This is a genomic window from Streptomyces sp. NPDC048196 (assembly GCF_040652715.1).
In the GTDB taxonomy this organism is placed as follows: Bacteria; Actinomycetota; Actinomycetes; order Streptomycetales; family Streptomycetaceae; genus Streptomyces; species Streptomyces siderophoricus.
This window is the reverse complement of the sequence record NZ_JBEZMM010000074.1, coordinates 14,631-28,054: the sequence shown is the minus strand read 5'-3', so window position 1 is coordinate 28,054 and position 13,424 is coordinate 14,631. Positions and strand designations below refer to the sequence as shown.

Genomic DNA, 13,424 nt, shown 5'->3' with positions numbered 1-13,424 from the left:
GCCGGTTGTGTGGACGTAAAGCGTCAGCAGTCCACACAACCGGCCCCGGAGGCCCGTCACCGCACCCAACACCCACCCAGCCCGCCGCAGGCGCCACGGCGAACAAGCCCCGCAACGGGACAGACAGTCACGTGCGGGGCGCCGCAAAGCGCAGCGGCGAGCGAGCCCCGCGGTGCCGCAGACGGGTACCTGCGGGGCGCCGCCAAGCACACCGGCGAGGCGCCCCGCGGCGAGACGGCCAGGTACGTGCGGGGGCGCCGCAAAGCGCGCAACGGCAAGCCCCGCGGCGGGAAAGCCAGGTACGTGGGGCCGAGGCCAAGCGGAGCGCCCCGCGGCGGGAAAGCCAGGTACGTGGGGCCGAGGCCAAGCGGAGCGCCCCGCGGCGGGACAGCCAGGTACGTGGGCGGCCAGCCAAGCGCAGCGGATCGGCGCACCCTGGAGAGGTAGGGCCCCCGCCAGAGAGGAGTGAGGCGATGCAGGAGACCATCACCGCAGGCGTGGACGGTACGCCGGAGTCGTCGGCCGCCGTTCTGTGGGCGGCCCGGGAGGCACAGTTGCGCAGGGCCCGGCTGCGGCTGCTGCACGCCTGGGTGCTGCTCGCCCCGGAGCCTGCCGGGCCGCCCGGTGAGGAGAGTGACCAGAACTACTGGCCCCACCGGATGATGGACGAGGTGACCGGTACCGTCCGGGCCCGCTACCCGGACCTTCCGCTGGAGCGGGAGCTGGTGCCCAAGGATCCGCTGGAGGCCCTGGCGGACGCCGCCGGGCGGTCGGACCTGCTGGTCCTGGGCACGCGTGACCTGGGCCCGGTGTCGCGGTACGTACTGGGTGAAGTCGGCCTCCAGCTCATCGCCCGCACCACCACGCCCACGGTCCTGGTCCGCACCCGGCAGGAGGCCGCGGTGGCCGGCCACGGCGGTGACGTGGTGGTCGGGGTCGGCCTGCACGAACCGCACGAGCCGCAGCTCGCGTTCGCCTTCGACTGCGCGCTGCGGCACGGCGTCACCCTGCGTGCCGTGCACGGCCGGCACCTGCCGTCGTTCGCGTACAACCGGGGCGGCGGGGTGGAGCCGTACGCGGCCGAGGAGGCGGCCGCGGTGGCCCGCAAGGACCTGGCCCGGGCACTGTCTCCGTGGCGGGAGAAGTACCCGGACGTGACGGTGGACGCGCGGGTGGAGCTGGAGAGCCCGGCGCCGGCGCTGCTGCACGACACCGCGGACGCCGGGCTGCTGGTCGTCGGGCGCCGCCACCGCCGTCTGCGGCCCGCGCCACGGATCGGCCACATCGTGCAGGCGGTCGTCCACCACGCCGCGTGCCCGGTGGCGGTGGTGCCGTACGAGGGGAAGGGCGGATGATGACGACAGGGGCACCGAAGCGGAGGTGAACCATGGCGATCACCGTCGAGTGGCCGGTCCGGCTGCAGCTCGTCGAGGAGGGCGGCACGACCACGGCCCGCGCGGAACTCCGTACCCGCGCCACGACCTTCACCGGGCACGGCACGGCGCGGCGCAGCCCGGACGACCGGGACGTGCCGGAGATCGGGGAGGAGATCGCGGCCGGGCGGGCGCTGCGGGACCTGGCCGGGCAGCTGCTGCGGGTGGCGGACGACGACCTGGAGGACGTCGGTGCCGCACCGCCGCGGCACGAGACCCGCACCGCCTACGGCTGGACCGACCAACTGGCCTGAGCCGCGGTGGCGGACCGTGCCCGGTCGTGGAAGGAGCCGGCCATGTCGGATGCCACGCTCACCGACCTCTACGAGGTGACCATGGCCCTGTCGTACGTCCGCGAGGGCATGGTGCGGCCGGCGACCTTCAGCTGTTTCGTCCGGGAACTGCCGCCGGAGCGGGGCTTTCTGGTCGCGGCGGGCGTCGAGACCGTCCTGACGCATCTGGAGGGGTTCCGGGTCGGGCAGGAGGACGTCGAGGTGTTCGCCGAGACGCTGCAACGGCCGGCGGAGGACGTGGCCCCGCTGCTGGGCATGCGCTTCACGGGCGAGGTGCGGGCGGTGCCCGAGGGGCATGTGGTGCTGGCCGGCGAACCGCTGCTGGAGATCACCGCGCCGATCCCCCAGGCCCAGCTGCTGGAGTCGTACGTCCTCAACCAGCTCAGCCATCAGACCGCCCTGGCGTCGAAGTGCGCCCGCTGTGTGCTGGCCGCGCACGGGCGGCCGGTGGTGGACTTCTCGCTGCGGCGCACCCACGGCATCGAGGCGGCCCACACGGTGGCCCGGCTGGGCGCGATGGCGGGTTTCGCCGGGACCAGCAATGTGGCCGCGGCGCACGCCGAGGACCTGCCCGCGATCGGCACGATGGCGCACTCGTACGTGGAGGCGTTCGAGGACGAGGAGGCGGCCTTCACCGCGTTCGCGCGCTGCCATCCCGGGCCGGTGACCTTCCTGGTGGACACCTATGACACGGCGTCCGGGGTGGCTGCGGCGGCCCGGGTGCTGACGGCCCTGGGCATCGGGGACGGCTCCGCGATCCGGCTGGACAGCGGGGACCTGGCCCGGCTCTCGCGGCAGGCCCGCGCGATGCTCGACAACGCGGGCCTGCCGCAGGTGCGCATCGTCGCCAGTGGCGGACTCGACGAGTTCGCGGTGCACGACCTGGTGACCGCGGGGGCGCCGATCGACGTCTTCGCGGTGGGCACCCGGGTGGGGGTGAGCGCCGATGCGCCGTATCTGGACTCGGCGTACAAGCTCGTGGCGTACGACGGGCGGCCGGTGATGAAGCTGTCGGCGGCGAAGGTGAGCGCGCCGGGCCGCAAGCAGGTGTTCCGCAGGCCCGGCTTCCTGGACGTGATCGGGCTGGCCGACGAGGCGCCGCCGGCGGACAGCGTGCCGCTGCTGGCGACGCTGATGCGGGAGGGTGCGCGCTGTGTGCCGCGGGACCGGCCGGCGGACGCCCGGCGGCGGCTGGCGGCCGACCTCGCCGGGCTGCCCGGGCCGGCTCGGCGGATCCGGTCCCCGCAGCCGGTGCGGGCGGTGGTGTCGCACCGGCTGGCCGTGCTGACCGAGCGGGTCCGGCGGCGGACCGAGCGGGAGACCCTGGCGCCGTTCGGGGCGGGCGCCTGACGGCGGCCCGGCGGGACGCGGACGCCTGACGGTGGCCCGGCGGGACACGGAACAGGGAGACGCGGACCGGGTGGCAGGCCTGGTCGGAGTCGCGCGCAGGGGCGGTGTCAGGCACGTTCGGGGACGACCGCGACGGGACAGTCGGCGTGGCACAGCGCGCTGTGGGCGACCCGGCCGAGCGGCAGCCCGAAGTGCCCGTGGCGGTGGCCCGCGCCGACGACGAGGAGGTCGGCCGCGGCGGCGCGGTGCACCAGCACCTTGTGCGCCGGTCCCTCGACGGTGGTGCGGCGCACCGTGACGGCCGGGTGCTCGGCGGCCACCTCCGCCAGTGCGGCGTCGAGTTGCTCCGCGGCCTGTTTGTCGTGGTAGCTCTGCGCCTGGGTGGCGAGCAGCGGCGGGTCGTCGCTGCGTTCGTGGGCGGGGCAGCGCCAGGCGCGGACGGCCTTGAGCAGACAGCCGCGGGCCTCGGCCTCCCGGAAGGCGAAGCGCACCGCCTCCTCGCTCTTCGCCGGCTCGCCGACCCCGAGCAGGATGCTGCGGTGACTTCCCGCGACCCCCGCCCGGTCACCGCGCACCACGACCACCGGGCACCGGGCCCGGGCCGCGACCGCCACCCCGACGGAGCCCAGCAGCCGGCCGAGGACCTCGCCGCGCCCGCGGGAGCCCAGGACCAGGGCGTATGCGTGCTGGGCCTCGCGCAGCAGGGCGTCGACCGCCTCCTCGGGCAGCACCTCGGACACGAGCTCGACGTCCGCGTTGCGGCAGCGGGCGCGTTCCACGGCGGCTCCGGCGACGGCCTCGGCGAGCACCTGTTCACCGGGCGGTTCGCCGGCGTCCGGTCCGGAATCCGGGGGCTCGTAGTGCTCCCAGGTGGAGGCGTGCACGATCCGCAGCGGCAGCCCGTGGAGGGCGGCCTCGTCCACCGCCCAGTCCAGGGCCCGCAGGGCGGGGTCCGAACCGTCGACACCCACGACCAAGGGCCGTTCCATGGCCGCCACCGCCCTTCTCACGGTCGTCCGGCTCCCGCTGCGCCCTCCCATCGTCACCCCGCGTACGGGCGCCCGCCACGTCCGGACGCGCCCGCGGCTGCCGGGCGTGGTGCCATGGAAAGGACACCGATGCCGGACCCGACAAGACCGGCGACGGACAGCGACGAACGGATGTCACGATGACCGGTGCGCCGTTGCTCGCCACGGCCCTGCGCTCGCTGCGGGCCGTGGTCCTCGACACCGACGGAGTGATCATCGACTCCGCCCGGCTGCACGCCGCGGCCTGGAAGGACGCCTTCGACCCGTTCCTGGAGGCCACCGGCGGCCAGCGCCCGTTCGACCTGGTGGAGGACTACCTCCGGCACGTCGACGGCCGGTCGCGGCTGGACGGGGCGAGTGCCTTCCTGGCGTCCCGGGGCCTGGACCTGCCACTGGGCGACCCGGACGACGCGCCCGGCTCCGGCACGGTCCGGGCCCTGGCCGCCCGCAAGGAGCAGCTCTTCACCGCCGGCCTGCGGACCCACACCATCGAGGCCTGGCCCGGCTGCGTGCGGCTGCTGGACGCGCTGCGGCGGGCCCGGGTCCCGTGCGCCGCGGTCTCGGCGTCCCGGCACGCGACCGAGCTGCTGTCCGCGGCCGGGGTGCTGGCGCTGTTCCAGACCGTGGTGGACGGCAACGAGGTGCGCCGGCTGGGCCTGCCCGGCAAACCGGACCCGGCGCTGTTCGTGGAGGCGGCCCGGCGGCTGGACGTGCCGCCCCGGGACACCGCCGTGGTGGAGGACGCGCTGGCCGGTGTCGAGGCGGGCCGGCGGGGCGGGTTCGGGCTGGTGGTGGGCGTGGACCGGACCGGCGGGCGGATCAGCGCGGCGGCCCTGCGCCGGCACGGCGCCGACGTGGTCGTGGCCGACCCCGGCGAGCTGCTGGTGGCCGGGGAGGACTGATGGCGCGCCCCTGGACCTGGTCGTACGAGGGCTATGACCCGGCGGGCGAGCGGCTGCGGGAGACGCTGTGCGCGCTGGGCAACGGCTACTTCGTCACCCGTGGCGCGGCGTGCGAGGTGCTGGGTGACCCCGTGCACTATCCGGGGACGTACGTGGCCGGCTGCTACAACCGGCTCACCTCCACCGTGGCGGGCCGGTCGGTGGACAACGAGGACATGGTCAACATGCCCAACTGGCTTCCGCTGCGGTACCGGATCTGCCCCGCCGACGCCGCTCCCGGCCCGTGGCTCGCGCCCGACCATCCCCATCTCGGCGAGCACCGGCAGACGCTGGACCTGCGCGGCGGCACGCTGACCCGCTCCTCGGCGTACACCGACGAGGCGGGGCGACGGCTGGGGGTGGAGGAGCGCCGTCTGGTGCACATGGGCGAGCCGCACCTGGCCGCGCAGCGCCTGTCGTTCACGGCCGACGGGTGGGCCGGTGCGGTCGAGGTGGAGGCGGCGATCGACGGTGGGGTCCGCAATGCCGGTGTGGCGCGCTACCAAGGGCTGGCCGATCAGCATCTGCGCGGCTGGGAGTCGGGCTCGGAGCGGCCCGACACCATGTGGCTGACCTCGCGCACCACCGACTCGGACATCCTGGTGGCGCTGGCCGCGCGGCTGCGGGCCACGCCGGCCCGGGGCGTGGCGCACCAGACCCGGCTGACGGTGCTGCGGGCCTTTCAGACCGTGGTGCTGCCGATCGGCCCGGGCAGTACCGCGGTCGTCGACAAGACCGTGGGGCTGTACACCTCCCGTGACCCGGCGATCGAGAGTCCCCGGCGCGCGGCGGTCGACTGTGTGATCCACGCGCCGCACTTCCGGCAGTTGCTGGCGTCGCACCGCCGTGCCTGGGCGGACCTGTGGCGGCAGGCGAAGCTGGAGGTGCCCGGGGAGGCCGGCCAGATCCTGCGGCTGCACCTGTTCCACGTGCTGCAGACCCTGTCGCCGCACACCGCCGAACTCGACGTGGGGGTGCCGGCCCGCGGGCTGCACGGCGAGTCGTACCGGGGGCACGTCTTCTGGGACGAGCTGTTCGTGCTGCCGTTCTTGAACCTGCATCTGCCGCAGGTCTCCCGGGCGTTGCTGGAGTACCGCTACCGGCGGCTGCCGGCGGCCCTGCACGCGGCGCGGGAGACCGGCCGGACCGGTGCGATGTACCCGTGGCAGAGCGCCGGGGACGGCCGGGAGGAGACCCAGCAGCTGCACCTCAACCCGCGCTCGGGCCGCTGGCTGCCCGACTACTCGCGGCTGCAGCACCACGTCGGCTCGGCCATCGCGTACAACATCTGGCAGTACGGGCAGGCCAGCGGGGACAGCGACTTCCTGGGGACCAAGGGCGCGGAGATGCTGCTGCAGATCGCCCGTTTCTGGGCCTCGGCCACGGCCTGGGACACCCGGCTGGGCCGGTACCGGATCCGCGGGGTGGTCGGTCCCGACGAGTACCACGACGGGTATCCGGGGGCGGCGCAGCCGGGTGTGGACGACAACGCCTACACCAATGTGACCGCGGCCTGGGTGCTGATGCGGGCCCTGGAACTGTGCGAGACGCTGCCCGAGGCGCACCGCCGGCAGCTCTTCGAACGGATCCAGCTCACCCCGGACGAGCCGGAGCGCTGGGAGGACATCGCGCACCGGCTGCACGTGCCGCACCACCGCGGCGTCATCAGCCAGTTCGCCGGGTACGGGGACCTCGCCGAACTGGACTGGGAGGGCTACCGGCGGCGCTACGGCGACATCCGGCGGCTGGACCGGATCCTGGAGGCGGAGGGCGACACCGTCAACCGCTACCAGGCGTCCAAGCAGGCGGATGTGCTGATGCTCGGCTATCTGTTCTCCCCTGCCGAACTCGTCGAGGTGTTCGGCCGGTTGGGGTATCCGCTGGACGAGGACACCTGGCACGCCACCGTGGACTATTACCTGAGCCGGACCAGTCACGGCTCGACGCTGAGTGCGCTGGTCCATGCCTGGGTGCTGGCCCGGGTCCAGCGGCCCGATGCCTGGGCGTACTGCGAGGAGGCGCTGACCGGGGACGTGGCCGATGTCCAGGGCGGTACGACCGCGGAGGGCATCCACCTGGGCGCGATGGCCGGCAGTCTGGATCTGGTGCAGCGTGGTCTGACCGGGCTGGAGACCCGGGAGGAGGCCCTCTGGCTGGATCCGGCCCCGCTGCCGCAGCTGTCGAAGTTCGCGGTGCGGATCCGCTATCGCCGGCACTGGGACGTCGATCTGCGGATCCGTGCCGAGCAGGTGGGCATCGCCGTGCCGGAGTCGGACCTGCCGCCGGTCCGGGTCCGGCTGCGGGACCGTTCCTTCCTCATCGCTCCCGGCACGGCCCGCCGTCTCGACCTGCCCGACTCCTGACGGGCCGGGTGCCTGGTCACGGGGCGCGGTCGGGTGCCCCCGGGAGGAGCGCGTCGAGCGCGGCGCGGTCGGTCTTGCCGTTGGCGTTGAGCGGGAGGGCGTCGAGGGCGGTGAGGGTGGCCGGGACCATGTAGGCGGGGAGCCGGTCGCGCAGGGCCGCGCGGAGAGTGTCGGCGGTGGTGTCCGAGGTGCCGGTGTAGGCGGCGGTGAGTTCGACGCCGCCGGGCGTGGTCCGGGGCAGCACGGCGGCCTCCCGGACCCCGGGCAGGGCCCGCAACGCGGCCTCGACCTCGCCGAGTTCGACGCGGTAGCCGTGCACCTGGACCTGCTGGTCGCCGCGACCGAGGTGGACCAGCGGCCGGTGATCGCGGTCGGCCTGTGCGGTGGGCGGGTCCAGCGGGGTGACGCGGTCGCCGGTGCGGTACCAGTGGTCGTCGGTCAGCGGGGTGGCCGGGTCGTGGGGGGAGCCGTCGGGTGCCAGGAAGCGGCCGGTGTTGTCCGCCGGGTCGAGGTAGCCGGGGAAGCGTTGTGCGCCGCGGACGCACAACTCGCCCTGGTGGTCGTGTAGTTGGAGGCCGGGGTAGAGGGTGCCGATGGGGACGGTGCCGTTGGCCGGGGACGGCCAGTCGGCGGGGTCGGGCGGCAGGCGGTAGGCGGTGCAGGTCACGGTCAGTTCGGTGGGGCCGTAGGCGTTCTCCAGCCGGCTGTGCGGGGCGGCGCGGTGCCAGGCCGCGGCCTGCTGGAGGGTCAGCGGTTCACCGCAGAACATGCTGTGCCGCAGCGTCGGCATGCTGTCCGGTTTCAGGGCGCGGAACCGCTGGGCGAGGGAGATCACCGACGGTACGGAGTTCCAGTGGGTGAGGGCGTGCCGGGCCACGAAGCGGACCGGGGCGAGCAGGTCGTCGCGGGACGGGACGACCAGGGTGGCGCCGCTCCCCCAGGTGGTGAACATGTCGTGCACGGACGGGTCGAAGGTGAGGTCGAAGGTCTGTGAGCAGCGGGCGCCGGGGCCGGCGGCGGCGCGCGGGACGGCGTGGGTGAGGTACGCGCAGACGTTGCGGTGCCGGATGGGGACGCCCTTGGGGACGCCGGTGGAGCCGGAGGTGAAGAGGAGGTAGGCGAGGTCGTCGGGGTGGGCGGCGGGCAGGGCGGGGAGCGGTGCGGCGGGGAGCTGCGGCAGTTCGGTGTCGGTGCGGGTGACCAGGGGGACGTCCGGCGGGGTGGGCCGGGCGGCGGTCCCGTCGGACAGCACGGCGTCGAGCCGGGCGGCGCGGACGGTGCGGGCGTTGCGCCCGGCCGGGAAGGCGGGGCCGAGCGGGACGACGGTGGCGCCGAGGCGCAGTACGGCGAGGTATCCGGCGTAGGCGACGGCGGTGCGGCCGGCCAGCAGGCCGACCCGGCGGGGCGGTGTCCCGCCGAGGCGGTCGAGCAGCGCGGCCGCGAGGGCGTCGGCGCGGGCGGCGAGCCCGGCGTAGGTCAGCGTGGTGTCGCCGGTCTCCAGCGCGGGCCGGTCCGGGTGGGCGGCGGCCGTGGCCGCGAACCAGTCGAGGAGGGTGTGCCGTGCGGCGGGGATGCTCACCGTGCGCCTTTCCAAGGGGTGGGGCGGGGGGTCCGGGCCGGGGTGCCGGGCGTGACCGTGGGCGGGTCCGGGACGCTTGCGGCCAGGGCGAACGCGCAGCTCAGCGGGGTGCTGGAGTGGTCGCGCAGGCTCAGCCAGCGGTAGCTGCGCCAGCGGCCCGAGCGGGCGCCGGGCGGGACGTCGATGGTCCAGGGCCGCCCGGCGAGGCCCGGTCCGGCGGCCTTGACGCAGGCTTCCTGGGCGGTCCACACCCAGGCGACCTCCTCGGCGGCGACGGCCGGCGGCAGTGCGGTGAGCCGTCCGGCGTGGGTACCGAGCAGCCGCCGGGCGAAGGAGGCGCGGACGGCGGGGTCCGGGCGCTGGACGTCCACGCCGACGGCGCGCCCCAGCGCCACCCCGGCGGCGAGGGTGCCCCGGCTGTGGGACACGCTGATGCCGATGTCGGGGTGTCCGCGCAGCCACGGCTTGCCGCGCCGGTCGGGGACGATCTCGGCGCCGGCCGGGCCGGGCCGTACGGCGGCCAGCAGCTGCCGCAACAGCCCGCGGCCGGCGAGGAATTCGCGGGCCCGCCATTCGGGCAGGGCGGCCGCGCGGCGCCGGTCGTCCCGGTGGGTGCTGGCGGTGGCGCGGTCCGCGGTCGTGAGGGTCACCCAGACCCCACCGGCCACCTCGATCGGGGCCGTCACGGCAGGGTGCCCGGTCGTTCGAGGGTGGCCAGCAGTTCCTCGGCGGCGTCCGCGAGGGTGCCGAGGACGACCTCGTCGGCGCCGCCGCCGATGCCGAAGAGCGCGGCCTGGGCGCGGAGTTCCTGGATTCCTCCGGTGGTGAAGCCGGCCGCGCCCCACAGCTGGGCGCAGTCACCGAGAACGTGGTGGACGGTGGTGCCGGCGGCCGCTTTGAGGGTGGCGGCCGCCGTGGCGTCGTGCCGCAGCGCCACCTGGTCGGCCAACTCGCCGCTGAGCGCGTGCAGTTCGCGGACCCGCAGCAGGCAGGCCGCGAACCGCTGCCGGACCGGGTCAAGGTCCCACAGGGTGCCGTCGCCGTGCGGGCGGCCGGTGAGGTGGCGGTGGGTGTCGGCCAGCACCCGGCGGCACAGTGCCACGCCCCACTGGGCGCCGGCCAGCCGTTCGGTGCCGATGTGGCGGGCGAAGAGCGGCAGCCCGAAGCCGACGCGGCCGAGCACCTGGTCCCGGCCGAGCCGTACCCGGTCGAAGGTGATGTGGCCGGCGCCGGAGTCGGCGAACAGGGCGGAGTCGGCGGGGCGCACGGTGACGCCCGGTGCGCCGGCCGGTACCAGGACCCAGGTGAAGTGGGTGAAGTGCCGCCCCGGGCGGTGCCGGGCGAGGACGAGGAAGTGGGTGGCGGTGGTGGTGTTGGCGATCCAGTTCTTCTCGCCGGTCACGTCGAGGGCGTCGTCCTCGATGCGCAGTTCCGTGCGGAGGGCGGTGAGGTCGGTGCCGGCGGTGACGTCGGTGGCGGCGAGGGCGAGGGTGGCCCGGCCGGTGAGCGCACCCGCAAGGGCCTGCCGGGCGGCCGGCGCCCGCCCGGTGGCGAGCAGGGGCAGCGCGGTGGCCAGCTGGACGCTGACCGACAGGGTGGCGGCGACGGAGAAGCGGGCGTCGACGGCGGTGAGCAGGTCGGCGAGGCCGGCCGGGTCGATGCCGGTGCCGGGCTGCCGGTCGCGGTAGGCGCCGGCGGTCAGGCCGGCGGCGCCGAGTGCGGCCCAGACCTGCGCGCCGGAGGCGGTGCGGGGCAGTGCGCCGAGCGGGGCGTAGCGGGGGTCAGGCAAAGCTCACTCCCTGGTCGCGCAGTGCCAGTCGGCCGTCGGCGAGGTGCAGCCGGTCGTTGCTGTAGTTGAGCGGCGCGGAGCGCAGGTCGCGCAGGGCCTGTTCGAGCCGGGTGGGTGAGTCCTTGAGGTAGCCGTGGCGCAGTCCGAGCGCGGTGATCAGGTCGTCGACGGCCGCCAGGCACTCCTCGGAGGCGGTGATCTTCAGCGCGTTGAGCTGGAGCTGGCGGGCCGGTGCGGACAGGTCGGCGCCGGACTCCACGGTGTGCAGGGATTGTTGGAGCAGGGCGTGCACGGTGTCGAGGCGCTGCCGGGACCGGGCGATCCGGGTGAGGAGGAGCTCGGAGGTGAGGTCGAAGCGGGCCCGGCCGGCGGGGCTGCGCAGCAGGCGCAGTACGCGGGAGAGCGCCCCGGCGGCGGTGCCGAGCCAGACCGCGGACCAGCCCAGGTGGGCCAGCGGTGCGAAGACCGTGGTGGCGATCCGGTGGAACTCCCCTACGTCGCCGACGACTTGGTGACCGGGGACGCGTCCGGTCAGGGTGAGCGCGACGCTGTGGCTGGCGCGCATGCCCATCGGCTGCCAGTCGCCGGAGGTGGCGAGGTCGAGCTGGTCACGGTCGGCGTAGACCAGCGTCACCTCATGGGCGGAGGCGTCGGCCCCGGGGCTGCGCATGGTGATCAGGAAGCCGTCGGCGTGGGCGCCGCCGGTGACGATGGGCGCGAACCGCTCCACCACCAACTCACCTTCTTCGGCTCCCAGTTGGGCCTGGGCGCTGAGCAGATGGCCGCCCTTGCCGGCCTCCGTGGTGACGGAGGCGAGATAGCACTCCCCCGCCGCGATCCGCGGCAGCACTTCCTTGCGCAGCCGCTCGTTCCCGTACCGCACCAGGGCCGCCGCCTGCTGACAGTGCATGGCGAAGATCATGCCGACGGACATGTCGCTGCGCCCGAGGGTCCGGGCGGCGGCCGTCAGGTCCCGTGCGGTGCCGCCGAGGCCGCCGTGGGCCACCGGGACCAGCAGTCCGAGCAGGCCGGTGCGGCGCAGCGCGTCCAGTGCGGCCACCGGGAATTCCGCGGCGCGGTCGGTGCGGGCCAGGTGTTCCTCGGTGGCCTCGGTGACCGCTGCCAGACGGTCGGTCAGGTCCAGCGGGGGCCGGGGGGCGGGCTCGGTGGTCATGCGGTCTCCCGGCCGGCCGGCACGTCGCCGGTGCCCTCCGGCAGCTGTGCGGCGATCACGTTCCAGAGGCTGCCGGCGGTGGCGAAGGTGGTGTCGTTGAGCTCCTCGTCCGGCAGTGAGATGCCGAAGGTGTCCTCGACGGCGAACAGCAGCTCGATGGCCTGCATGGAGTCGACGCCGAGTGTGCGCAGGTCGGTGTCGGGGGTGAGGGCGGTCCCGCCGGGTCCGGCGGACTTGAGGAAGGGCTGCAGCAGGGCGGTGAAGCGGGCGTCCATGGTGTCTCTTTCGGATGCGGTCAGCGGGCGATGCGGCACAGGTCGTCGACCCGGCGGAGGTTTTCCGGTACGAGCGCGTCGGCGTCGAGTTCCCGGCCCAGTGCGGTCTCCAGCCGCTCGATGATCTCGATCAGCCGGAAGGAGCTGAAGGAGGGGAAGGAGTCGAAGGGTGCGCCGCCCAGGAGGCCGGTCACCTCCACGCCGAGCACGTCCGCGGCGACCGCGGCCACCTGTTCGCGGAGCGCGTCGTCGGCGGGCGGGGCGACCGCCGGGGCCGGGATGCCGGGCGGGGCGCCGAAGACGGTGAGGTCGGCGGTGAGCACCTCCCGCAGCCGGTCCACGATGCCCGGCGGCTCGGCGCGGCCGCGGGACAGCCGGCGGTGGGCGAGGTAGGTCTGCTCGACGACCTTGTCCCAGGCCCGAAGGTGCGCGGCCTCGGCCTCCCGCCGTGCGTCGTCGGCGTGGTCGGCGAAGAGCGCGCGGTAGGTGGCGTGCAGGGTGCGGGAGCGGGCCAGCAGCCAGGTCTCGACGGTGAGTTGACCGACCGCCCGGGCGCGGTCCGGGCAGGCGTCGTACGCGTCGAGGTAGCCGGCGACCGCGCTCTCGTCGACGGACACCAGCGGGGGCGGCCCGGCGGCCGGGCGGGCGGTGTCCGGGACGACCTCGACGACCACGGCGGACTCGATGCCGGCCAGTTCGTCCTCGGTGAGCACCCAGGTGCCGGGGGCGGCGGTGCCCCAGGAGGTCTCGCTGCGGTAGGCGTCGGTGATGTGCCAGCCGCCGGGCCCGGCGGCGAGCAGGAAGCTGTGGTCCATGTGGGCCTGCCCGTGGTACGGCAGCCAGGGCAGGTGGAAGGAGTCGGCGACGACGTAGCGCGCGGCGTCGGCCCGGCGGACCGCGGCGAACATGGCGGTGCGGGTCATCCGCTCGCTCCGGACGACGCGGAGCCCCAAAAGGGCCGGTGCCGATCGGAGTTGTTCGGCCAGGGGCGGATCGACGGTCGGCAGTCCGTCGGGGCGTGCCCAGGAGCGGAAGCCCAGGGGTGCGCCGAGCCGGAGGTGGGCCCCGGGTCCGTGGTGGTGGTCCGCGAGGACCGCCAGGTTGACCTGGATGCAGTCCAGCAGACCGCTGTGGACGGAACCGAAAGCGAACTGTTCCGGTTCCCCTGTGACGGCCATGGCCGGTGTCCTTCCGTGCGG

At 74.9% G+C, this 13,424-nt stretch carries 12 protein-coding genes; 5 read left to right on the top strand and 7 right to left on the bottom strand.

Going from position 1 to position 13,424, the window contains the following annotated elements:
- The first annotated feature begins 473 nt into the window (after positions 1–473).
- From AB0E02_RS36440 to AB0E02_RS36430, 3 genes are read left to right on the top strand one after another with little or no spacing between them, the layout of a single operon-like run.
- On the top strand, positions 474–1,355 hold the full coding sequence (locus AB0E02_RS36440) for a universal stress protein (protein WP_362148117.1): 882 nt from the start codon (positions 474–476) through the stop codon (positions 1,353–1,355).
- A gap of 32 nt (positions 1,356–1,387) precedes the next feature.
- Positions 1,388–1,687 carry a DUF1876 domain-containing protein gene (locus AB0E02_RS36435; RefSeq protein WP_362148114.1) on the top strand — a complete coding sequence of 100 codons (300 nt, stop codon included), beginning with the start codon at positions 1,388–1,390 and terminating at the stop codon, positions 1,685–1,687.
- A gap of 42 nt (positions 1,688–1,729) precedes the next feature.
- On the top strand, positions 1,730–3,076 hold the full coding sequence (locus tag AB0E02_RS36430) for a nicotinate phosphoribosyltransferase (protein ID WP_362148112.1): 1,347 nt from the start codon (positions 1,730–1,732) through the stop codon (positions 3,074–3,076).
- Between the two features lie 107 nt (positions 3,077–3,183).
- Here AB0E02_RS36430 and AB0E02_RS36425 read toward each other — a convergent pair whose 3' ends face one another.
- Complete coding sequence (locus AB0E02_RS36425; protein WP_362148109.1) at positions 3,184–4,065, bottom strand: universal stress protein; 882 nt, start codon at positions 4,063–4,065, stop codon at positions 3,184–3,186.
- 179 nt (positions 4,066–4,244) lie between these two features.
- On the opposite strand from AB0E02_RS36425, the gene AB0E02_RS36420 reads away from it, so the two are divergent.
- A complete protein-coding gene (locus tag AB0E02_RS36420) occupies positions 4,245–5,006 on the top strand; it encodes an HAD-IA family hydrolase (RefSeq protein WP_201802714.1) in 762 nt (253 codons plus the stop codon).
- On the top strand, positions 5,006–7,408 hold the full coding sequence (locus AB0E02_RS36415) for a glycosyl hydrolase family 65 protein (protein WP_362148104.1): 2,403 nt from the start codon (positions 5,006–5,008) through the stop codon (positions 7,406–7,408). Before AB0E02_RS36420 ends, AB0E02_RS36415 begins: the two co-directional genes overlap by 1 nt.
- A gap of 16 nt (positions 7,409–7,424) precedes the next feature.
- Here the strand turns inward: AB0E02_RS36415 and AB0E02_RS36410 are convergent, their stop codons facing one another.
- The 6 genes from AB0E02_RS36410 to AB0E02_RS36385 are packed head-to-tail and all read right to left on the bottom strand — an operon-like array spanning position 7,425 to position 13,403.
- A complete protein-coding gene (locus tag AB0E02_RS36410) occupies positions 7,425–8,987 on the bottom strand; it encodes an AMP-binding protein (protein ID WP_362148101.1) in 1,563 nt (520 codons plus the stop codon).
- Entirely contained in the window at positions 8,984–9,673 is a 690-nt protein-coding gene (locus AB0E02_RS36405) for a 4'-phosphopantetheinyl transferase superfamily protein (RefSeq protein WP_362148097.1), read from the bottom strand. Before AB0E02_RS36405 ends, AB0E02_RS36410 begins: the two co-directional genes overlap by 4 nt.
- The gene (locus AB0E02_RS36400; protein WP_362148094.1) at positions 9,670–10,776 is read right to left on the bottom strand and encodes an acyl-CoA dehydrogenase family protein; all 1,107 of its coding nucleotides are present in this window, start codon (positions 10,774–10,776) and stop codon (positions 9,670–9,672) included. The genes AB0E02_RS36405 and AB0E02_RS36400 overlap by 4 nt, the downstream gene beginning before the upstream one ends.
- Positions 10,769–11,950 carry an acyl-CoA dehydrogenase family protein gene (locus AB0E02_RS36395; RefSeq protein ID WP_362148091.1) on the bottom strand — a complete coding sequence of 394 codons (1,182 nt, stop codon included), beginning with the start codon at positions 11,948–11,950 and terminating at the stop codon, positions 10,769–10,771. The genes AB0E02_RS36400 and AB0E02_RS36395 overlap by 8 nt, the downstream gene beginning before the upstream one ends.
- Entirely contained in the window at positions 11,947–12,225 is a 279-nt protein-coding gene (locus AB0E02_RS36390; protein WP_362148088.1) for an acyl carrier protein, read from the bottom strand. Before AB0E02_RS36390 ends, AB0E02_RS36395 begins: the two co-directional genes overlap by 4 nt.
- Positions 12,226–12,245: 20 nt before the next feature.
- A complete protein-coding gene (locus tag AB0E02_RS36385; protein ID WP_362148085.1) occupies positions 12,246–13,403 on the bottom strand; it encodes a hypothetical protein in 1,158 nt (385 codons plus the stop codon).
- Positions 13,404–13,424: the final 21 nt, after the last annotated feature.